The sequence below is a fragment of the Streptomyces sp. NPDC012474 genome (genome assembly GCF_042955185.1).
Taxonomy (GTDB): domain Bacteria; phylum Actinomycetota; class Actinomycetes; order Streptomycetales; family Streptomycetaceae; genus Streptomyces; species Streptomyces cahuitamycinicus.
On the sequence record NZ_JBIBEP010000022.1, the window covers coordinates 52,600 to 73,143 of the forward strand.

Below are 20,544 nucleotides of genomic sequence, written 5' to 3' on the forward strand. Positions count from 1 at the left end.
GTGACGGACGCGGAGGACCGCAAACCGAAGTCGGACGAGGCGAGGAGTGCGTTCCTGCCTCCGGCCGGGACCGGCGTCGACGGCGACATGTCGACGACGTCGGAGTTCGCGATCCCCGAGGGCCTGGCCCTGCTCAGAACGGCAGGTGCGGAGCCCGAGACCACCTCCGAGTTCGCCGTGCCGCAAGGGCTGGGCGTGCATGCGGCGCCCTCGGCGGAGCAGGAGGGGTCGGCGTTCACCCCGCCGAGCACCTACAGCGCGAAGCACGCCCCGACGGCCTTCACACCGCCGAGCGGGATCCCTGTGGTCAGCCTGACCAAGGACGTGCCCTGGCAGGACCGGATGCGCACGATGCTGCGCATGCCGGTGGCGGAGCGGCCGGCGCCGGAGATCAGCCAGCGCAGCAGCGACGAGAGCGGGCCGGCCGTGCCGCGCGTGCTCGACCTGACGCTGCGTATCGGCGAGTTGCTGCTGGCGGGCGGTGAGGGCGCCGAGGACGTGGAGGCGGCGATGTTCGCCGTGTGCCGGTCCTACGGCCTGGACCGCTGCGAGCCCAACGTCACCTTCACGCTGCTGGCGATCTCCTACCAGCCGTCCCTCGTGGACGACCCGGTCACGGCGTCGCGGACCGTGCGCCGCCGGGGCACCGACTACACGCGTCTGGCCGCCGTGTACCAGCTGGTGGACGACCTCAGCGACGACGAGACGGCGGTCTCCCTCGAGGAGGCCTACCGGCGGCTCGCGGAGATCCGCCGTAACCGCCACCCCTACCCCGGCTGGGCGCTGACCGGTGCGAGCGGGCTGCTGGCCGGTGCGGCCTCCGTGCTCGTGGGCGGCGACCTGATCGTGTTCGTCGCGGCGGCGCTCGGCGCGATGCTCGGTGACCGGCTGGCGTGGCTGTGCGCGGGGCGCGGACTGCCGGAGTTCTACCAGTTCACCGTTGCCGCGACGCCGCCGGCCGCGATCGGGATCGCGCTGACGCTGGCCCACGTCGACGTGAAGGCATCGGCGGTGATCACCGGTGGACTGTTCGCGCTGCTGCCCGGGCGGGCGCTGGTGGCGGGTGTGCAGGACGGCCTGACCGGCTTCTACATCACCGCGTCCGCGCGACTGCTGGAGGTCATGTACTTCTTCGTGGGCATCGTCGCGGGTGTGCTGCTGGTGCTGTACTTCGGCGTGCAGCTGGGGGCGCGGCTCAACCCCGACCAGGCGCTCGGGGCCTCCGACGACCCGTTGATCATGATCGGGGCGTCGATGCTGCTGTCACTGGCGTTCGCGGTGCTGCTCCAGCAGGAACGATCCACCGTGATGTGGGTGACGCTGAACGGCGGTGTCGCGTGGGTGGTGTTCGGCGCGATGCACTACGTGGGGGACATCTCGCCGGTGGCGTCCACGGCGGCGGCAGCGGGCCTGGTGGGGCTGTTCGGGCAGTTGCTGTCGCGGTATCAGTTCGCCTCCGCCCTGCCCTACACGACCGCGGCGATCGGGCCGCTGCTTCCGGGCTCCGCGACGTACTTCGGGCTGCTGGCGATCGCGCAGAACGAGGTGGACGAGGGGCTGGTGTCGCTGTCGAAGGCGGTGGCCCTCGCCATGGCCATCGCCATCGGGGTGAATCTCGGGTCGGAGATCTCCCGCATGTTCCTGCGGATCGGGTCCGCGGAGAAGCGGCGGGCCGCCAAGCGGACCAGGGGCTTCTAGTCCGTCGGCGGCCGTGGGCGGCCGTGGGCCCTTGGGGGCCGTGGGCCTGTGGGGGCTGTGGGGCCGTGGGCCTGTGGGGGCCGTTCGCGTGGTGCCCCGCCCCGGTGTGCGGAGGCCGGCTCAGTAGCCGTTGTTGTAGGGGCCCGGCTGCGTGCCGTAGGGCCCCGGCTGCGTGCCGTGGGGCTGCTGCTGCGTGCCGTGGGGCTGCTGCGTGCCGTACGGCTGCTGCTGGCCGTAGCCCGGGCTCTGCGGGTACTGGCCGTAGTACTGCTGGTCGTCGTAGCCGTTCTGGCTGCCGTACGGGGGCTGCTGCGGCTGCTGGTGGGGCGGCTGGTCGTCCGGGGTGATGCGGCGGAGCTGGGTCGTCGCGTCGTCCATGGCGGGGGCCTGCTGCTGCCGCTCCGCGGGGGCCTGCGCCGCTCCGCGCTTCTTCTTCGAGCGCTCGCGCAGGTACTCGATGATGATCGGGACGACGGAGAGCAGGACGATCAGGACGAGGATCGGCTCGACGTTCTTGTTGATGAAGTCGATCTGGCCGAGCCAGTAGCCGGCGACGGTGACGCCGGTGCCCCAGAGGATGCCGCCGATGATGTTGTACGTGAGGAACGTGCGGTACTTCATGCGGCCGGCGCCCGCCACGATGGGGGCGAAGGTGCGCACGATGGGGACGAAGCGGGCCAGGACGATCGCCTTGGGGCCGTACTTCTCCATGAACTCGTGGGCCTTGTCCAGGTTCTCCTGCTTGAAGAGCTTGGAGTTGGGACGGTTGAAGAGCTTCGGGCCCAGGAACTTGCCGATCGTGTAGCCCACTTGGTCACCGATGACGGCGGCGAGCACGATCAGCGTGCAGACCAGCCACAGCGGCTGGGTGATGTAGGTGCCCTCGGCCACGAAGAGACCCGCCGTGAACAGCAGGGAGTCACCCGGCAGGAACGCGAAGAGACCGGACTCCGCGAAGACGATGAGCAGGATGCCGGGCAGACTGAACGTCGAGATCAGGTAGTCCGGGCTGAGCCACTCGGGGCCGAGCGCAAGCGTGGTCACGGGGATGTGGCTCCTGCTGCTGTGGGGTACGGGCTGGGGCTGGCTGCCTCAAAGTATCAACGCAACCGTCATGACCCAGGTTCCATGGGCGTACTCAGGATGCACTGTGCGCGGTCCCGGTCAAAGCTGTGAACCATGGGCATCGATGAATACGGCGGCGGACAGGGCCCGGAGCCCGACGTCCTGGTCGTCACCACGAACGACGTACCCGGCTACCACGTGCGCGAGGTGATCGGCGAGGTCTTCGGTCTGACCGTGCGCTCCCGGCACCTGGGGAGCCAGATCGGCGCCGGGCTGAAGTCGATGGTCGGCGGCGAGCTGCGCGGGCTCACCAAGACGCTCGTGCAGACCCGCAACCAGGCCATGGAACGACTCGTCGAACAGGCACGCGCGCGTGGCGCCAACGGCGTCCTGGCGTTCCGTTTCGACGTGACGGAGGCGGCGGACGTGGGCACCGAGGTGTGCGCGTACGGCACGGCGGTGGTCCTGACCCGGGAGTGAGGCACTCCCGGGCCGGGGATCAGGAGGTGTGGCGGGCCGCGTTGGCGGCGATCGCGTCCCTCAGGTGCTCCGCGAGGCCCGGGCGCATCGCGTCGTAGAACGCCGTGAAGCGCTCGTCGGAGACGTACATCTCGCCGAGGGAGCGGTGGAGCTCGTAGGAGCACTCGTAGAACGACCTGCAGATGTGCTGCCGGTGCTCCTCCGCCAAGGCCATGGCCGCCTCACCGGCCGGGTCCTCGCCCGCCGACATCAGGGCGACGTAGCGCTCGCCCCACTCGGCGGCCTCGGCCTGGATACGCTTCCAGTCCTCCTTGGTGTAGCTCGCGGTGCGGCGCTGCGACTCGGCGTACTCGTCCGTGCCGCCCCAGCGCGCCTCCACCTCCTCGGCGTACTGCTCCGGGTCCGTGCCCCCGAAGACCTCGAACTTCTCCTCGGGTGTGAGATCGAGTCCCATCTTGCGTGCCTCCATGGCGTGCTCCACGGCCGCCGCCATCTTCCGCAGCTTCTCGATCCGGGCGGTCAGCAGTTCGTGCTGCCGGCGCAGGTGCGCGCGCGGGTCCGCCTTTCCGGTGGCCTGATCGTCGAGCAGGGCGGCGACCTCGTCGAGCGGGAAGCCGAGCTCCCGGTAGAACAGGATCTGCTGCAGCCGGTCGAGGTCGGCGTCGCTGTAGCGCCGGTGGCCCGCGTGGCTGCGTTCGCTCGGGACGAGCAGGCCGATGTCGTCGTAGTGGTGCAGCGTGCGCACCGTGACGCCGGCGAATCCCGCGACCTGTCCCACGGAGTAGTTCACTTCCGCTCCCTTCTTCTTCCGTGCTCCACGGTCGGGCCTCACGCCACGTGAGGTGCAAGCGTGTTTGCGATTTGTCCGCTTTAAGGCGCTTATGGTGTGCGCGTGGTCCAGGATCCCGCGCAGCAGGCGCCCTCCGTCACCCCCGCGACTCCCGCCCGCACCCTGGTGCCGACGATCCTGCCCGCCCTGGCCGTGGGGATCCTGTCCAGCCTGGTCCTGGTCGGGGTCGAGGTCGCCGCCGAGGAACTGGAGCACGTGCTCTGGGGGCCGCTGCCCGACGCGCTGGGCATCGGCCGGTATTCCGTGGCGTGGATGTTCGTGATGCTCCTCGCGACCGGCGTCGCGGTCGGGCTGGTGGTGTGGAAGGTGCCGGGGCACGCGGGCCCGGATCCGGCGACCATCGGACTGGACGCCCCCGTGCTGCCGCCCGTCGTGCTGCCGGGGCTGCTGCTGGTGACCGCGCTGATGCTGGCCGGCGGGCCCAGCCTCGGCCCCGAGAACCCCATCATCACCGTGAACGTCGCCCTTGCGGCCTGGCTGGGCGCCCGGCTCGTGCCGCGGGCGCCGGGCCGGGCCTGGCCGGCGCTGGCCGAGGCGGCGACGATCGGCGCCCTGTTCGGCACGCCGGTCGCGGCGGCCCTGGTGATCTCCGAGGCGCTGGCCGGGAAAGAGGCCCGCGGGCTGCTGTGGGACAACGTCTTCGCACCGCTCACCGCCGCCACGGCCGGTGCCCTCACCGCCACCCTCATCGATCACCCGAGCTTCGACCTGAACCTGCCCTCCTTCGGCCGGCCGGGCTGGAGCGACCTGCTGGCGGCGGTCGTGGTCGCGGCGGTGGGCGCCCTGCTCGGCATGGCCGTGGTGCGGGCCTTCCCCTACGTGCACGGCGCCTTCCGCCGGTTGCGCCACCCGATGCTGATGCTCCCTGCGGGCGGCCTCGTGCTGGGCGCCCTCGCGGCCCTGGGCGGTCATCTGACGCTGTTCAAAGGGCTGGACGAGATCGCCGAACTCGCGCGGGACCCGGACGCCCGGTCGGCCGGGGAGTACGCCGTGCTGACGGTCGTGAAGCTGGCCGCGCTGCTGGTCGCCGCGTCCTGCGGCTTCCGGGGCGGGCGCATCTTCCCGGCGGTGTTCGTCGGCACCGCCCTGGGCCTGGGCGCCCATGCCCTGGTGTCCGGGGTGCATCCCTCGATCGGGGTCTCGGCCGCCGTGCTCGGAGTGCTGCTGGCCATCACCCGGCAGGGCTGGGTGAGCCTGTTCGTCGCCGCGGTGCTGACCGACTCGCCGGGGATCATCGCCGTGCTCTGCGTCGCCTCGCTGCCGGCCTGGCTGCTGGTGACGGGCCGGCCGCAGATGCAGCTGCGCGAGGACGGCACACCGGTCCGCTGAAATCCGTCCCCCTCCCTTCCCGAACCCACCCTTGGAGGCACCCTTGCCGCTCCACGAAGGCCCCCGCCGGCCCGCCGAGAGCCGCCTGTCCGTCAACCCCTTCTACGGCCCCGCCAACCCGCTCGGCGACATGGCCGAGGCCCCGCCCACCCACCGGCTCCCGGACCAGCCCATGGCACCGGCGACCGCCCACCAGCTGGTGCGCGACGAGCTGATGCTCGACGGCAACGCGCGGCTGAACCTCGCCACCTTCGTCACCACGTGGATGGAGCCGGAGGCCGGGGTGCTGATGGCGGAGTGCCGGGACAAGAACATGATCGACAAGGACGAGTACCCGCGCACCGCCGAGCTGGAGCGGCGCTGCGTGGCGATGCTCGCCGACCTGTGGAACGCGCCCGACCCGGCGACGGCCGTGGGGTGTTCGACGACCGGGTCGAGCGAGGCGTGCATGCTCGCCGGGATGGCGCTGAAGCGGCGCTGGGCGAAACGCAACGCCGACCGCTACCCGGGGGCCCGGCCCAACCTGGTCATGGGTGTCAACGTGCAGGTCTGCTGGGAGAAGTTCTGCAACTTCTGGGAGGTGGAGGCCAGGCTGGTGCCCATGGAGGGCGAGCGGTTCCATCTCGACCCGCAGGCCGCGGCCGAGCTGTGCGACGAGAACACCATCGGCGTCGTCGGCATCCTCGGCTCGACCTTCGACGGGTCCTACGAGCCGATCGCGGACCTGTGCGCGGCGCTGGACGCGTTGCGGGAACGGACCGGGCTCGACGTCCCGGTACACGTGGACGGGGCGTCCGGAGCCATGGTCGCGCCCTTCCTCGACGAGGACCTGGTGTGGGACTTCCGGCTGCCGAGGGTGACGTCGATCAACACCTCGGGGCACAAGTACGGGCTGGTCTACCCGGGCGTCGGCTGGGCGCTGTGGCGGGACGCGGAGGCGCTGCCGGAGGAGCTGGTGTTCCGGGTGAACTACCTGGGCGGCGACATGCCGACGTTCGCGCTCAACTTCTCCCGGCCGGGCGCGCAGGTCGTGGCGCAGTACTACACGTTCCTGCGGCTGGGCCGGGAGGGCTACCGGGTCGTCCAGCAGGCCGCGCGGGACGTGGCCACGGAGCTGGCCGGGCGGGTCGAGGCGCTCGGCGACTTCCGGCTGCTGACCCGGGGCGACGAACTGCCGGTGTTCGCCTTCACCACCGCACCGGACGTGACGGCGTACGACGTCTTCGACGTGTCCCGGCGGCTGCGCGAGAGCGGCTGGCTGGTGCCCGCGTACACCTTCCCGCCGAACCGGGAGGACCTGTCCGTGCTGCGGGTGGTGTGCCGCAACGGCTTCTCCGCCGACCTCGCGGAGCTCCTCGCGCAGGACCTGGAGCGGCTGCTGCCGGACCTGCGCCGGCAGCCGCGCCCGCTGACCGAGGACAGGGGCGCGGCGACCGGGTTCCATCACTGAGGGGTCGGGCGAAAGCGCCCTGAGAGGGCGCGGGGAACTGCGCGACCAGGCCCGACGGCGCCGCGGAGGAGCGACGGCACACCGGTGGGCTACCGGCTCAGGCGCCCGAACCGCCGTACCGCCAGCGGGAAGAACACCGCCAGCAGGGCCAGGGGCCAGATGATCGCCGGCCACACGTGCCCGGACTCCGCGCCGGGCACGCCGAGCAGGTCCCGTGCGGCCGTGGCCGTGTGGGACAGCGGGTTCCATTCGACGACCGTGCCGAGCCAGCCGGGCATGGAGCCGGGGGTGGCCAGCGCGTTGGAGAGGAAGCCGACCGGCCAGACCAGGATCTGCACGGCTTGGACCATCTCCGGCTTGCCCGCCACCAGGGCCAGGTGGATGCCGATCCACAGCATGGCGAACCGGAACAGGAGCAGCAGGCCCACGGCTGCGAGGAGGGCCGGCGGACCGCCGCCGGGCCGCCAGCCGAGGACGACGCCCACGCCGATGAGCACGACCAGGGCCATCGCCGACTGAAGCATGTCGGCGGCCGAACGGCCCACCAGTACGGCGCCGTTGGCCATCGGCATCGAGCGGAAACGGTCGATCACGCCCTTGTTCAGGTCCTGCGTGACGGCGAGCAGCGTGCCCTCCAGGCCGAAGGCCATGGTGAGCGCGAGCATGCCGGGGATGAGGTAGTCGCGGTACTCGCCGCTCACCCCCCGGCCGCCGCCGATGAGGTAGCCGAACATCAGCAGCAGCATCACCGGGAAGACCAGGTTGACGGCCACCTGCACGGGCTGTCGTCCCCAGCGGGCGAGTTCCCGGCGGGTCATGGTCCAGGAGTCGGTCAGGGCGTGGGCGGTCACGCGGTCTCCTTCACTTTGCGGTCGTCTCGCGTGAGGTGCAGGAACACCTCGTCCAGCGTCGGGCGGCGCAGGGCGACGTCCTCCGCCTCGATCCCGGCCTCGTGGAGGGCCCGTACGACCCCGGAGAGCGCCTCCATGCGGTCGGTCACCGGGGCGCTCAGCAGCCGGCGGTCGGCGTCGACGCCGATCCCGGTGAGGGGCAGCAGGGCGACGGCCGCCCCCAGTTGGCCCGCGTGGCGCAGAACCACGTCGATGCGGTCGCCGCCGGCCTCGGCCTTCAGCTCGTCCGCCGTGCCCTCGGCGATGACCCGGCCGGCGTCGACGACCGAGATGCGGTCGGCGAGCTGGTCGGCCTCCTCCAGGTACTGGGTGGTGAGCAGGACGGTGGTGCCACCGCCGACCAGGGAGCGGACGGAGGACCACACCTCGGCGCGGCCGCGCGGGTCGAGGCCGGTGGTGGGCTCGTCCAGGAACAGCACCTCCGGCTCGGTGATCAGGGAGGCGGCGAGGTCCAGACGGCGCCGCATGCCGCCGCTGTACTGCCGGACCGCCTTGCGGCCGGTGTCGGCCAGGCCGAAGCGCTCCAGGAGTTCGCCGGCACGCGCGCGTGCCCGCCGGGCGCCCAGGTGGTGCAGCCGGCCGAAGAGCTCCAGGTTCTGCCGGCCGCCGAGCTCCTCGTCGAGCGCGGCGTGCTGGCCGAGCAGGCCGATACGCGCCCGCACGGCGTACGCCTCGCGCACCACGTCGTGCCCGGCCACCTCGACCCGGCCCGCGTCGGGCCGCAGCAGGGTGGACAGGACCCGCACGAGGGTGGTCTTGCCCGCGCCGTTCGGGCCGAGCACCCCGTGCACCGTGCCGCGCGCGACCGTGAGGTCGAGCCCGTTCAACGCCTTCTTGTCGCCATACGTCTTCTCCACGCCTTCGACGGTGATCGCCGCGTCGGCCACCGGGCCTCCCCTTCTAGTCAAACTTGACTACAGACTCGACGGTATCCCCGCCCGAGTCATTCGTCAAACTTGATTAGTGATCGTCCCCGGGATGCCGCTCCCCCGTCGCGTGGGGGTTCTCCTCGTCCGGGGCCAGGACGCCGACGAACGGGTCGCCCTCGTCGGCGAAGGTGTAGGCGCCGCCCTCGATGCGCTCGATGAGACCGCGGGTCCACTCGGCCTCGGAGTCGGCCGTGTGGACCCACATGTTCATGATCTCGCCGATGTGCCCGAGCTGCCCGGGGCCCTCCTCGGGCACGTAGTGCTCCAGGACGGATGCACGCCACTGCTCGATGCGCAGGGTCCGTTCCTTCAGCAGCGCGACCGCCTCCGACCGGGGCAGGTCGACGACGAAGCCGACGGCCGCCGTCTTCACGTCCCCGCGCTGGTCGTAGGTGACCAGCGCGTCCCGCAGCAGCCGGAAGTACTCCTCGCTGCCCTGCCCGGTGATCTCGTACTCCGTGCGCGGCGGGCCGCCGGCCGTGGACGGGGCGATCTCGTGCGCGTGCAGCAGCCCCTGCTTCGCCATCTGCTTCAGGGCGTGGTAGATCGAGCCGGGCTTGGCGCTGGACCACTCGTGCGCGCCCCAGAACTCCAGGTCGTTGCGTACCTGGTAGCCGTGGGCGCGGCCGTGCATACGGACCGCGCCGAGCACGAGGAGACGGATCGCTGACATGCGGCCAAGGTTATGACCCGGCCGGCACCCGCTGCTCCTCGGCCACCAGCTCGAAGGCCGTCCGGCCGTCCAGCGACTCGCGGATGATGTCGGCGTGGCCGGCGTGCCGGGCCGTCTCGCGGATGAGGTGCAGGCACAGCCAGCGCATCGAGAGCTGTTCGTCCTTCGGGTTCCAGGACGTCGCGGGCAGCTCGAAGGTGTCGTCGAGGCTGGGCACCGTACGGATGAAGGCCTCCGTCCCGGCGGCCACCTTCTCGTAGTACGCGAGCTGCGACTCCACGGTCTCGGCACCGACCAGCACGAAGCACTCGTGCCAGTTGGACTCGTCCCGGTGGACGGCCGGGGGCTCGCCCTTGGCCCGGGCGATCCAGCCCTGCTCCATCTCGGCGACGTGCTTGAGCAGACCGGCCAGGGAGAGTTCGCTGGCACTGGGGCGGGACGACGCCTGCTCGTCCGTGAGGCCCAGCACCGCCCGCCGGATGCCGCCACGCTGCTCCTCGATGAAGGAGAGCAGCGCCCCGCGCTCGTCGCCGTGTGCCTCCGCCGGAACGTGAGTGACCATGACCGCCGCCTTTCGCCGGATCCGGGGGCCTCTCCCCCGACACCGACGAAACTACGGCCCTTTGCGGTCAGGTTCTGTCCGCAAGGGGTCTGACCCGGAAAGCTCTAGAACGGGAACCCGCTCCGGCCGTGCTGTACCGAGATCCACTTGGTCGTGGTGAACGAGTCCAGCATCGTGTCGCCGTTGAGCCGGCCGATGCCCGAGTGCTTCTCACCGCCGAACGGGACGATCGGCTCGTCGTGCACGGTGCCGTCGTTCACGTGGAACATGCCCGTGTCGATCTGCTTGGCGAAGGCGACCCCGCGCTCGATGTTCCCGGTGTGGACGGCACCGCTCAGACCGTACGGGGTGTCGTTGACGAGGCGGACGGCCTCGTCCTCGCCGTCGAACGGGACGAGGAACGCGACCGGCCCGAAGACCTCCTGCTTCAGCAGTGCCGAGTCGGCGGGGAGGTCCGTCAGCACGGACGGCTCGACGAGGTTGTCGGTCCGTCCGCCGCGCACCAGGGCGGTGGCGCCTTCGGCGAGGGCCTGCTCGACCACGCCGGAGACCGCGTCCGCCTGCGAGGAGTTGATGACCGGGCCGATGACGGTCTCGGGGTCGCGCGGGTCGCCCGCCTTGAGCGTCTTCACCTTGGCGACGAACTTCTCGGTGAACTCGTCCGCGACCGAACGGTCGACGAGGACCCGGTTGGCGGCCATGCAGACCTGGCCCTGGTGGACGTACCGGCTGAAGACGGCCGCGTCGACCGCGTAGTCGATGTCGGCGTCGTCGAGGACGACCAGCGCGCTGTTGCCGCCCAGTTCGAGGACGGAGCGCTTGAACTGGGCGGCGCAGACGGTCGCCACGTGCCGGCCGACCGCGTCGGAGCCGGTGAAGGAGATGACCTTGGGGACCGGGTGCTCGAGGAAGGCGTCGCCGATCTCGGCGATGTCGGTGATGAGCACGTTCAGCAGTCCGCCGGGCAGCCCCGCGTCCTCGAAGATCTTCGCGACCAGGGAGCCGCCGACGATCGGCGTGTTCTGGTGCGGCTTGAGCACCACGGCATTGCCGAGCGCGAGCGCCGGGGCGACGGACTTGATCGACAGCAGGAAGGGGAAGTTGAAGGGGCTGATCACGCCCACGACCCCGACCGGCACGCGGTAGACGCGGTTCTCCTTGCCGTCCACCGGCGAGGGGATGATCCGGCCTTCGGGGGCCAGGGCCAGATGGACCGCCTCGCGCAGGAACTCCTTGGCGAGGTGCAGCTCGAACGCGGCCTTCAGACGCGTGCCGCCGAGCTCGGCGATGATGGCCTCGGAGATCTCGGCCTCGCGCTCCTCGATCAGGCGCAGCGCCCTCTCGAAGACCGCCCGGCGGGCGTAGGGGTTGGTCGCGGCCCACTGCTTCTGGGCGCGGGCCGCCGCCCGGTACGCCTGATCGACCTCGTCGACCGTGGCTATGGTGATCGACGCCAGCTTCTCGTCGTCGTACGGATTGAAGTCGATGATGTCCCAGGAGCCGGTACCCGGGCGCCACTCACCGTCGATGTACTGCTGAGCAAGGTCGGTGAAGTAGGACGACGACATGTGTGATCCCTCGATCCCTGGCAGACCTCTGATCGCGCCTTCACGATCTGATCACACGTCATCGTACTTGTGTTTCAGCGGAGTTGGAGGAGTACCTCAGGAGAGCTGGAGGAGGCCCCTGAGAAGGTCCCGGCTCTCCGAAGGGCCCGGGCTGTCGCTCTGCAGTTCCTTGAGCGCCTTCTCGTACTGGGCGACGTCCTCGACCTTGTCCAGGTAGAGCGCGCTGGTGAGCTGCTCCAGGTAGACGACGTCCGAGAGATCGGACTCCGGGAAGCTGAGGATCGTGAACGCGCCACTTTCGCCGGAGTGGCCGCCGAGGCTGAACGGCACCACCTGAAGCCGCACGTTGGGCCGCTCGGAGACCTCGATGAGGTGCTGGAGCTGGCCCCGCATCACCGCGCGGTCGCCGTAGGGGCGGCGCAGCGCGGCCTCGTCCAGGATGATGTGGAAGTCGGGCGCGCGCTCGTCGACGAGGTACTTCTGGCGCTCCAGCCGCAGGGCTACGCGGCGCTCGACATCGGCCTCGCTCGCGCCCTGCATGCCGCGCCGGACCACCGCGTGGGCGTACGCCTCGGTCTGCAGCAGCCCGTGCACGAACTGCACCTCGTACGCCCGGATCAGCGAGGCGGCGCCCTCCAGGCCGACGTAGGTCGGGAACCAGCTGGGCAGCACGTCCGAGTAACTGTGCCACCAGCCCGCGACATTGGCCTCTTTGGCCAGGGACAACAGGGAGGCGCGCTCCTGCTCGTCCGTGATGCCGTACAGGGTCAGCAGGTCCTCGACGTCTCTGGTCTTGAAGCTCACCCGGCCCAGCTCCATCCGGCTGATCTTCGACTCGGAGGCGCGGATCGAGTAGCCCGCCGCCTCGCGCGTGATGCCCCGCGCCTCACGCAGTCGCCTGAGTTGTGATCCGAGCAGCATGCGCCGCACCACCGATCCCGGCTCTCCCGCGCTCACGTTCGCCAGCCTCCCCAACGTCTTCAGGGGCCGCAGTCTGCCACTAAAACACTCCGAGCAGTACTCGCCCGGTTACGGAAACGGAATCGAGACGGTCGACGCTCGCGCGTGTGAGTAGGAAGGAGGCAAGTGAACGGCCAAAGAGGGACGCGAAGATGACGGAAAAATTGACCAACAAGCGGTACGGGACAGCTCATTCCGGTCACCTGCACGTGCATCTGCCCTTGCATCTGCTGTACGCATCCGAAACCATGGTCCCGCACCACCGCCGCATCGCACCGACCGCGAATTCCGGGAGTGCCTCGCATGGGGACGAATGGATCGACCATGCTCGAGCCGTTACGGCAGGGCCTTCCGCCGCTGGATCCCGCGGCCGTGTCCGACGCCGCCTCCTGCGCTCTGCCCGCCCGCTACGAAGCGGTGCGCGAAGCACGGCGGTTCACTCGCGGAACCCTCGACCAGTGGGACATGGGCGACCGGTTCGACGACGTCTGCCTGGTGGTCTCGGAACTCGTCACCAACGCCCTGCGGCACGGCCTGCCGGCGAACGGCGTGTGCGTCGACGGCCGCGAGCCTCCCGTACGGCTGCACCTCATGCGGTGGTCCGAGCGGCTGGTGTGCGCGGTGCGCGACCCCAGTCACGACAGTCCGGTGACCCGGGAGACCGACGACTTCTCGGCCGAGTCGGGCCGCGGGCTGTTCCTCGTCGACTCCTTCAGCGACAGCTGGGGCTGGCATCCGCTCGCCGGGGCGCTCGACGGCAAGGTGGTCTGGGCGCTGTTCCGGCTGCCGCGAACCGGTTCGCGGCCCCACGGGGAATGAGAAACCGCGGCGCTTTCTCGCGTCGCGGTTCTACGCGCGTTACCGCGCAATGAGTGCCGATTGCCCCGATTTCACCGGGGGTTGTCGGATCGTCAGCCGCCCACCAGGTGGTCGAACTCGCCGTCCTTCACACCCAGCAGCATGGCCTCGATCTCCGCACGGGTGTAGACCAGGGCCGGGCCGTCGGGGAAGCGCGAGTTGCGGACGGCGACGTCGCCGCCCGGCAGCCGGGCGAACTCCACGCACGAGCCCTGGGAGTTACTGTGCCGGCTCTTCTGCCAGGCCACACCGTGCAGCCCGGCGGCCTCCATACCGTTGTACGCGTCGTGGTCCACAGGTCGCTCCCCGGTGGTGCACTGGCTGGTGTGGCCATTGATGCAGTGGTCAACTGACCCGGATCATAGCCCTGTTCATGTGCAGATGCATGGGCAGATGCACGTGCACGCGGGGTGGTCCCGCGATTACAGCTTTGACGACCGCTTTACCGAAGTCCTTGAGTGTTTGACGGCTTGGCCGCACCTCTCGTTCCCCATGGCCTGCGAGGAAGTCGGCGGGTTCGGCGGAGGTCCGGTGGAGGCGGAGCATCCGCTCGACGGTGAGGAGAGGGGCCGGGCGGAGGCCGCAGGGAAGAAGCGGGAGCTGAGGCGCGGGGCGCGGGGCCGGCCGTTCGACCGGCCGACCCGCATCCGGAAGACGGCCACGGCCTGCGGGGACGGGGAGAAATGGGCCGGTCGCAGCAGGTCGGGGTCGTCCCTGTGGCCGGTGCGTCGCTCGGACCATTGCCGGACCGCGCACCCGGCTTCCGGCCCAGGAGACCCGCGCGGCGGCCACCCGGGCCGCTCCTACCCTCGGCCTCCGCGCGCCCGCACCGTTCGGCGTCCGGCCCGGTCCGGAGCGCCTGTGGCGGACCGCGGGGCCGGCCGACCGACGGCGGCCGTCGGCCGGGGCGGGTCATGCGCAGGAGGTTCCCGCCCCGTCAAGCGTGGGGAACCTCACCCGGGCACGCGCGCGTGCGGCGGCCGCAGGCGTGCGACCGGTGCGACGGGTACCACGGGTTCGCGCCCGGGCCGGTCACCCGTCACCGGTCACGCGCGCGTGCGGCTGCCCCGGCCGGTTGAGCCGTCCGCCGGTGGCACCGGCATCCCGCCCGGAACCGAACGCCCGTCACGCGCGCGTGCGGGGCCGGTTGAGCCCGGCTGCCGTCGGCCGGTGGCACCGGCATCCCGCGCCCGGGCCCGACTATGAGTTGGGCGTGCGCCTGCCCCTGCCCCGGCAGGGGTCAGTGGCCGGTGTACGGGAGCAGTGCCATCTCGCGTGCGTTCTTGATGGCCCTGGCCATGTGTCGTTGCTGCTGGGACGACACCCGGGTGACGCGGCGGCTGCGGATCTTTCCGCGGTCGGAGATGAACTTCCGCAGCAGATCGGTGTCCTTGTAGTCGACGTAGGTGATCCCGGCCTGGTCCAGGGGATTGGGCCGGTCCTTGGCGGGCTTGCGGTCGGGCTTGCGCGGCATGAGGGGTCAGACCTCCAGGAGGGTGTCGAAGGCGTGCGGCAGCCGCTGCCAGGCGTCGGGCCCGGAGGCGTACTCGGCGTCGGTCAGCAGGCAGGACTCCAGCAGTCGCTGCAGGCCGTCCCGGTCGAGGCCGGGCGAGGTGAAGACGAGGTGCTGGCAGCGGTCGCCGTGCTCGGGGTGCCAGTCCAGCGCGGCGGCGGCCCGGCGCACCGGCGGGACCATGTCCCAGGCCGCGTCCGGCAGGGAGGCCAGCCATGGGCCCGTGCTCTCCACGCACAGGGCCCCGCCCGCCGCGTCCCAGTGGAAGAGCGTGTCCGGCTTGTCGGCGAGCCAGAAGCGGCCCCGGCTGCGGGCGGCCGCGCAGGTGAGGTCCTCCAGTGCGGCGTAGAGCCGCTCCGGGTGGAAGGGGCGGCGCCGGCTCCAGACCAGGGTGGAGACGCCGTGCGCGTCGGCCTCGGCGGGGAGCAGGGCGCAGGCCGGATGCTGGGCGGCGGCGGCCGACTCGACGTCGAAGCCGGCCAGGGCGGCCTGGGCCAGGGGGGAGAGCGCGTGCCGGCGCGGGGTCGGCACGGTCAGGCCACCGGCGGCCGGTTCGGCCGGTTCAGCCGGTTCGGCCAGACCGTCCTGCCCGACGGGCACCTGGCGGGCCGTCGGGTGCAGTTGCGCGAGCAGCTCGCGGTCCTCGTCGTCGGCCTCCGGGGAATCGACGACGGCCAGCACGGGGGCGTACTCCAGCTGGCGCGCGAAGGTGTCGGCGACCGTGCGCTGGTCGGTGGCGGCGGCGGCGAGACCGCCGTCGGCCAGGTCGTCGCCGTTGCCGAGGTACGGCAGGACCAGGGACGGGTCGACGGCGGTGATCACGCCGGTGACGGTGAGACCGCCGGCCGTGACGACCTCGGCCATGGCCTTGGGCTCGACGGAGTCCCACAGTTCGACGACGGCGAGCCGGGTGCCGCCGGCGTCCCGCAGCCGCTCCAGCTCCGGCACCAGGTCCTCGCGCAGGGCACAGCAGGCGCAGTCGTTGACGAGCGGCGCCTCCCCCGCGTCGAGGATGCCGGAGGCGTCCCTGATGGTCCGTACGACCGTGCCCGCGGCGGCCGTCGCGAGGTCATGGTGGAGGACGACGCTGCCGGGCACGTCGGCGAGCAGCCGCACGACGGCCGCCCTGCGGGCATCGGCGTGCAGCCCGCCGACGATCACGACAGGGAGCCCAGGAGGGACAGCCATGGGGTCAGCCCTTCTTTCCGTACCGGCGCTCGAAGCGCTCCACACGGCCCGCGGTGTCCAGGACGCGGGCCGTGCCGGTGTAGAAGGGGTGGCTGACGTCGGAGATCTCGACGTCCACGACCGGGTAGGTCCGGCCGTCCTCCCACTCGATCGTCTTCTCGCTCGTCATGGTCGAGCGGGTGAGGAAGGCGTAGTCGGCGGCGCGGTCGCGGAAGACGACGGGGCCGTACGCCGGGTGGATTCCCTCGCGCATGGTCAGCGCTCCTCTCGGAATGCGACGTGGCGGCCGGCGACCGGATCGAACTTGCGCAGGGTCAGCCGGTCCGGGTCGTTGCGGCGGTTCTTGCGGGTCACGTAGGTGAAGCCGGTCCCGGCGGTGGACCGGAGCTTGATGACCGGACGGAGTTCGTTGCGTGCCATGCCGCTATGATACTGAAAATGAATTCCATTTGCATCACCCGAGACGGAGAGGTAGGTCACCACCCATGTCCGCGCACTGCATGCTGACCGGCGCCCAGCCGGGCTTCGGCAACCGCATCTCGCACTCCCACCGGCGCACGTCGCGCCGGTTCGACCCCAACATCCAGTCCAAGCGCTACTGGCTGCCGGGCGAGGGCCGGTACGTCCGGCTCCGGCTGAGCGCCAGGGCGGTCAAGACCGTCGACACGATCGGGATCGAGGCGGCCGTCGCCCGGATCCGCGCCCGGGGAGTGAGGGTCTGATGGCCAAGAAGAGCAAGATCGCGAAGAACGACAGGCGACAGGAGGTCGTCGCGCGGTACGCCGCCCGGCGGGCCGAGCTGAAGGAGATCATCCGGAGGCCGTCGTCGACGGAGGCCGAGCGACTCGCCGCACAGGCGGAGCTGCGCAGGCAGCCACGGGACGCGAGCGCCACGCGCGTGCGCAACCGCGACCAGGTGGACGGCCGGCCGCGCGGCTACTTCCGGGCGTTCGGGCTGTCCCGGGTGGGGCTGCGGGAGCAGGCGCACGCGGGGTATCTGCCCGGGGTGCGCAAGTCGTCCTGGTGAGAGACCTTCGAGGAGGCCCTTGACGGGCCCTGATAGCTTGCTGCGATCGTTCCGGCCAGGAGGCCGGCCGGTGCCTTCCGGGTCTTCCGGACCTTCCGGCGCCTTCCGGTACCTTCCGGGCCGGCCGGTGCCTTCCGGGCCGGTCGGCCGGCTACAGCTTGGGGGCTTGCAGTGACTTCGGTGATCTTCTCGCGTCGCTCCGGCGCCGTGCGCCTCGCGGCGGCGGCCGCGGGGCTGGCGGGCGTGCTCGCGCTCAGCGCGTGCAGTGGCGACGGCGGCTCGGGGGACGACTCGGCGTCCAGTCCGTCCCCGTCGGGCTCGGCGCCCGCGGCCACGGACGGGGGTGCCGGTTCCGGCTCCGGCTCCGACGGGTCGGCCGGCGGCGAGTTGGCGGGCAGTTGGCTCGCGACGACCGGCGGCAAGGCCGTGGCCCTGGTGATCACCGGCAAGCAGGCCGCGCTGTTCGCCACCGGCGGGAGCACGTGCAGCGGCACAGCGGGCGAGGAGTCCGGGATGCGGATGATCCGTCTGAAGTGCATGGACGGCTCCAAGGACCGGGCGACCGGCATGGTCGACTCCGTGAACAAGAGCAGCTTGAAGGTCACCTGGGAGGGCGGCCTCGGCGCGGAGACCTACACGAAGGCCGAGGGCGGCAAGCTCCCCACGGGCTTCCCGACGGCAGGCCTCGGCTGACAGCGGCATCCGTGGAAGGGCGCCTCGCTCACCCGCTCGGCGATCCCGCCCGTGGCGCGTGCCACGACCGCACGGACGGGCCACGAATCCCCACGGGATCCGTGGCCCGTCCGGCGTTCGGGGGAATCGCAGGGGGTGCGTGCCCGCCCGGGGCCCGGGTGCGTGATGATCCAGGGGCCCGAAGCCGCTTCCGTACGACACGCCCAGAGGACCCCATGCGCACCTTCCCGCTCGCCCTGGCCGCCGCCCTCGCCACGACACTCCTGCTGACCGGCTGCGATGACGACAAGACCGGTGGTGACGACGTCAAGAACGCGGACCGGAAGAGCGGTTCGGCGTGCGCGCTCGGCGACATGGGCGTGGAGGTCGGTGCGGGCGCCGCCCCGGCCGCCGGGGACACCGGCACCGTCACGGTGACGCTCACCAACAAGGGTGCGCAGTGCGCGCTCAAGGGCTTCCCCGCGGTGGACCTGCTGGCCGACGCCAAGACGACGTCCGTCTCCCCGGACGAGGGCGCGAAGGCCCAGTCGCTGACCCTCGGGAAGGGCGGCACCACCTCCTTCACCATCACCTACGTCCGGGGCGAGGCGGGCTCCACGGAGAGCCTCGACGTGCGCAAGGCATCCTTCACCCTGCCCGGCGACACCAGGACGGCGCACGAACTGACGTGGTCGTACGGCGAGGTGGCCTGGGCGGACGAGAAGCCCTCGGTGAGCGGCTTCGAGACCTCGGCCGGCTGACGGGAGCGCGGCGGGGCTCAGCGCAGCGGCGGCCGGTGCCGGACCTGGGCCCGGTCCGCCGCCTGCGCGCCCTCCGTCCAGCCCGCCGCGTCGCGCACCCCGCGCAGCCGGGTCGTGGTCGTCTCCGGGAACATCCGGTCCAGCCGCCCTGTCACGGCGACCTCGCGGGAGGCGAGGACCGGCAGCAGATCGTCGGTCACCTGGGTCTCGGCGGCGGCTGCCAGCCGGGTGCCGATGCGGTGGGCGTAGGCCGCGAGGAAGGACTGCCGGAACGTCTTGGTGCGCTTGCGGCCACCCGCCCGTTGCGCGGCCTCCGCCTTCGTCATCGTGGTCGTGGCCTGCACCAGGAGCGAGGTGTAGAGGAGTTCGACCGACTCCAGGTCGGTTTCGAAGCCGACGACGGTGGAGAAGCCGAGAGGCTCGTTCCACACCGCCCGGCAGTGGTTGGCACCGGCGACGGCGTCCAGCAGCACCGCCTTGGCCTGCTCGTACGGCGGCTCGACCCCGATCCGGCAGGCGCCGGGCGCGTCCGGCGACGGCGCCCGCGCCGCGAGCAGCGCCTCGTCGACGCTGTGCCGGGCCATCAGCTCCTGCGCCTTGGCACTGAGCGCCTCGGCCTCCTCCGGGAAACCGGTCGCTTCCGCCTTGGCGAGCAGGGCGCGGATCCGGGTGAGCATGCGGGAGTCGGTCCTCGCCCCGCCGGGCGCGCGCCCGGGCCCCTCGTCGAGGGCCTCCAGCACCGGCAGCCGCAGCAGCAGGCGGTACAGCTCCAGTACGGCCGTGGCGTGCGAGAAGCGGTCGGTGCGGGGCGGGACGTCGGCGGGCAGCTCGGCGAGCTGCGCGCTCCAGCGACGGCCGCGAGGTCCGTCGCCGGGTGCCTGCGCGCGGATCAGCGCGGCCACCAGCAGCACATGAACATCGTCCAGCTCGCGCCGCACGATCCGCACGACATCGGCCGGCTGCCAGCCACGCCGCCACGCCCCCGCCACGAACTCGTGCCCGCGCCGGGCGAGTTCGGCGTCGGCCGCCGGGTCGGACGCGAGCAGGGACGCGCCGGCGTCGAGGGCGGTCTCACCGGTCTCGTAGAGGGCCGACGCGAACGCGCGATCGACGGTGCTGGACGTACTCACGGGCCGATGGTGCCACGTCGTCCCACTCGACGACGGGCGTCAACCCACAGTTGACACCCCGAGAGGCGCAACCTACGGTTGACACATGACGAACCCCGACACCACGTCGTCGATCCGTCTCGACGACCTCATCGCGGCCATCAAGAAGGTCCATCCGGAGCCGCTGGACCAGCTACAGGACGCAGTGATCGCCGCCGACCACCTGGGCGACGTGGCCGACCACCTGATCGGCCACTTCGTCGACCAGGCCCGGCGGTCCGGCGCGTCCTGGACGGACATCGGCAAGAGCATGGGCGTCACCCGGCAGGCCGCGCAGAAGCGGTTCGTGCCGAAGGAGTCGAACGACCTCGACCCGAGCCAGGGCTTCAACCGGTACACGCCCCGCGCCCGCAACACGGTGATGGCCGCGCACAACGCGTCCAAGGCGGCCCGTAACGCCGAGGGCCTGCCCGCGCACCTCGTCCTCGGTCTGCTGGCCGAGCCGGACGGCCTCGCCGCCAAGGCGATCATCAAGCAGGGCGTCACGCTCGACGCGGTCCGTGCGGCGGCGACGGCGGCCCTTCCGCCCGCCGTCGACGAGGTCCCGGAGCTCGTGCCGTACGGCCAGGCGGCCAAGAAGGTCCTGGAACTCACCTTCCGCGAGGCCCTGCGCCTCGGCCACAACTACATCGGCACCGAGCACATCCTGCTCGCCCTGCTGGAGCACGAGAACGGCGAGGGTGTCCTCAGCGGCCTCGGCATCGACAAGGAGCGGGCCGAGCAATACGTCGGGACGGTGCTGGAGAAGATCATGCAGGCGCAGAAGGAGACGGACGAGGCCTGACGGAGGGCGGCCGAGGCCCGGCGGAGGCTCGACGAGGCCCGGCGGAAGCCACACGGAGGCCCGATGGAGGCCCGACGAGGCCCGACGGAGGCCCGAC

At 71.5% G+C, this 20,544-nt stretch carries 24 protein-coding genes; 10 read left to right on the forward strand and 14 right to left on the reverse strand.

From position 1 onward, the window contains the following. On the forward strand, positions 1-1,698 hold the full coding sequence (locus ACFY9S_RS34835; RefSeq protein WP_391136729.1) for a threonine/serine exporter family protein: 1,698 nt from the start codon (positions 1-3) through the stop codon (positions 1,696-1,698). A gap of 120 nt (positions 1,699-1,818) precedes the next feature. Here ACFY9S_RS34835 and ACFY9S_RS34840 read toward each other — a convergent pair whose 3' ends face one another. Further along, the gene (locus ACFY9S_RS34840; RefSeq protein WP_391136731.1) at positions 1,819-2,742 is read right to left on the reverse strand and encodes a VTT domain-containing protein; all 924 of its coding nucleotides are present in this window, start codon (positions 2,740-2,742) and stop codon (positions 1,819-1,821) included. A gap of 135 nt (positions 2,743-2,877) precedes the next feature. On the opposite strand from ACFY9S_RS34840, the gene ACFY9S_RS34845 reads away from it, so the two are divergent. After that, positions 2,878-3,243 (forward strand): YbjQ family protein, encoded by a 366-nt coding sequence (locus ACFY9S_RS34845; protein ID WP_102912247.1) that lies wholly within the window; start codon positions 2,878-2,880, stop codon positions 3,241-3,243. Positions 3,244-3,262: 19 nt separating this feature from the next. On the opposite strand, the gene ACFY9S_RS34850 is transcribed toward ACFY9S_RS34845, so the two are convergent. Next, entirely contained in the window at positions 3,263-4,033 is a 771-nt protein-coding gene (locus ACFY9S_RS34850) for a TipAS antibiotic-recognition domain-containing protein (RefSeq protein WP_391136734.1), read from the reverse strand. Positions 4,034-4,135: 102 nt separating this feature from the next. Here ACFY9S_RS34850 and ACFY9S_RS34855 point away from each other — a divergent pair, with 102 nt between their 5' ends. Continuing rightward, a complete protein-coding gene (locus ACFY9S_RS34855; RefSeq protein ID WP_391136737.1) occupies positions 4,136-5,422 on the forward strand; it encodes an ion channel protein in 1,287 nt (428 codons plus the stop codon). 43 nt (positions 5,423-5,465) lie between these two features. Continuing rightward, entirely contained in the window at positions 5,466-6,872 is a 1,407-nt protein-coding gene (locus ACFY9S_RS34860; protein WP_391136740.1) for a glutamate decarboxylase, read from the forward strand. An 89-nt stretch (positions 6,873-6,961) separates the two neighbouring features. On the opposite strand, the gene ACFY9S_RS34865 is transcribed toward ACFY9S_RS34860, so the two are convergent. From ACFY9S_RS34865 to ACFY9S_RS34890, 6 genes are all read right to left on the reverse strand, one after another. Next, entirely contained in the window at positions 6,962-7,723 is a 762-nt protein-coding gene (locus tag ACFY9S_RS34865) for an ABC transporter permease (protein WP_391136743.1), read from the reverse strand. Continuing rightward, on the reverse strand, positions 7,720-8,670 hold the full coding sequence (locus tag ACFY9S_RS34870; protein ID WP_391136746.1) for an ATP-binding cassette domain-containing protein: 951 nt from the start codon (positions 8,668-8,670) through the stop codon (positions 7,720-7,722). The genes ACFY9S_RS34865 and ACFY9S_RS34870 overlap by 4 nt, the downstream gene beginning before the upstream one ends. A gap of 73 nt (positions 8,671-8,743) precedes the next feature. Beyond that, positions 8,744-9,385 (reverse strand): helix-turn-helix transcriptional regulator, encoded by a 642-nt coding sequence (locus ACFY9S_RS34875; protein ID WP_391136749.1) that lies wholly within the window; start codon positions 9,383-9,385, stop codon positions 8,744-8,746. A 10-nt stretch (positions 9,386-9,395) separates the two neighbouring features. Further along, a complete protein-coding gene (locus ACFY9S_RS34880; protein WP_391136752.1) occupies positions 9,396-9,947 on the reverse strand; it encodes a DinB family protein in 552 nt (183 codons plus the stop codon). A 104-nt stretch (positions 9,948-10,051) separates the two neighbouring features. Then, entirely contained in the window at positions 10,052-11,515 is a 1,464-nt protein-coding gene (locus tag ACFY9S_RS34885) for an aldehyde dehydrogenase family protein (RefSeq protein WP_391136755.1), read from the reverse strand. 96 nt (positions 11,516-11,611) lie between these two features. Beyond that, the gene (locus ACFY9S_RS34890) at positions 11,612-12,436 is read right to left on the reverse strand and encodes a helix-turn-helix transcriptional regulator (RefSeq protein WP_102912374.1); all 825 of its coding nucleotides are present in this window, start codon (positions 12,434-12,436) and stop codon (positions 11,612-11,614) included. A 363-nt stretch (positions 12,437-12,799) separates the two neighbouring features. On the opposite strand from ACFY9S_RS34890, the gene ACFY9S_RS34895 reads away from it, so the two are divergent. Then, positions 12,800-13,294, forward strand: a complete 495-nt coding sequence (locus tag ACFY9S_RS34895) for an ATP-binding protein (RefSeq protein WP_391136758.1) — start codon at positions 12,800-12,802, stop codon at positions 13,292-13,294. Positions 13,295-13,386: 92 nt separating this feature from the next. Here the strand turns inward: ACFY9S_RS34895 and ACFY9S_RS34900 are convergent, their stop codons facing one another. The 5 genes from ACFY9S_RS34900 to rpmG form a co-directional block, all read right to left on the reverse strand. Next, positions 13,387-13,605, reverse strand: a complete 219-nt coding sequence (locus ACFY9S_RS34900; RefSeq protein ID WP_180989763.1) for a DUF397 domain-containing protein — start codon at positions 13,603-13,605, stop codon at positions 13,387-13,389. A 968-nt stretch (positions 13,606-14,573) separates the two neighbouring features. Then, complete coding sequence (gene rpsR, locus ACFY9S_RS34905) at positions 14,574-14,807, reverse strand: 30S ribosomal protein S18 (protein ID WP_391136761.1); 234 nt, start codon at positions 14,805-14,807, stop codon at positions 14,574-14,576. Positions 14,808-14,813: 6 nt separating this feature from the next. Beyond that, positions 14,814-16,034: a GTP-binding protein gene (locus ACFY9S_RS34910; protein ID WP_391136764.1), complete on the reverse strand. Its 1,221-nt coding sequence runs from the start codon at positions 16,032-16,034 to the stop codon at positions 14,814-14,816. Between the two features lie 4 nt (positions 16,035-16,038). Beyond that, positions 16,039-16,287 (reverse strand): type B 50S ribosomal protein L31, encoded by a 249-nt coding sequence (locus ACFY9S_RS34915; protein ID WP_102912340.1) that lies wholly within the window; start codon positions 16,285-16,287, stop codon positions 16,039-16,041. Positions 16,288-16,289: 2 nt separating this feature from the next. Then, positions 16,290-16,454, reverse strand: coding sequence for a 50S ribosomal protein L33 (gene rpmG / locus ACFY9S_RS34920; RefSeq protein ID WP_102912339.1), 165 nt, complete (start codon positions 16,452-16,454; stop codon positions 16,290-16,292). Positions 16,455-16,519: 65 nt separating this feature from the next. On the opposite strand from rpmG, the gene rpmB reads away from it, so the two are divergent. The 4 genes from rpmB to ACFY9S_RS34940 all read left to right on the forward strand — a co-directional run bounded on the left by rpmB (position 16,520) and on the right by ACFY9S_RS34940 (position 18,494). After that, positions 16,520-16,756 carry a 50S ribosomal protein L28 gene (rpmB, locus tag ACFY9S_RS34925; protein ID WP_102912338.1) on the forward strand — a complete coding sequence of 79 codons (237 nt, stop codon included), beginning with the start codon at positions 16,520-16,522 and terminating at the stop codon, positions 16,754-16,756. After that, positions 16,756-17,061: a 30S ribosomal protein S14 gene (gene rpsN, locus ACFY9S_RS34930; RefSeq protein ID WP_102912337.1), complete on the forward strand. Its 306-nt coding sequence runs from the start codon at positions 16,756-16,758 to the stop codon at positions 17,059-17,061. Before rpmB ends, rpsN begins: the two co-directional genes overlap by 1 nt. 180 nt (positions 17,062-17,241) lie before the next feature. Further along, positions 17,242-17,754 carry a hypothetical protein gene (locus ACFY9S_RS34935; protein ID WP_391136769.1) on the forward strand — a complete coding sequence of 171 codons (513 nt, stop codon included), beginning with the start codon at positions 17,242-17,244 and terminating at the stop codon, positions 17,752-17,754. Between the two features lie 215 nt (positions 17,755-17,969). Next, positions 17,970-18,494: a DUF4232 domain-containing protein gene (locus ACFY9S_RS34940; protein WP_391136772.1), complete on the forward strand. Its 525-nt coding sequence runs from the start codon at positions 17,970-17,972 to the stop codon at positions 18,492-18,494. Between the two features lie 17 nt (positions 18,495-18,511). Here ACFY9S_RS34940 and ACFY9S_RS34945 read toward each other — a convergent pair whose 3' ends face one another. Then, complete coding sequence (locus ACFY9S_RS34945; RefSeq protein ID WP_391136775.1) at positions 18,512-19,624, reverse strand: DUF2786 domain-containing protein; 1,113 nt, start codon at positions 19,622-19,624, stop codon at positions 18,512-18,514. An 85-nt stretch (positions 19,625-19,709) separates the two neighbouring features. On the opposite strand from ACFY9S_RS34945, the gene ACFY9S_RS34950 reads away from it, so the two are divergent. Continuing rightward, positions 19,710-20,447 carry a Clp protease N-terminal domain-containing protein gene (locus tag ACFY9S_RS34950; protein WP_391136778.1) on the forward strand — a complete coding sequence of 246 codons (738 nt, stop codon included), beginning with the start codon at positions 19,710-19,712 and terminating at the stop codon, positions 20,445-20,447. Positions 20,448-20,544: the final 97 nt, after the last annotated feature.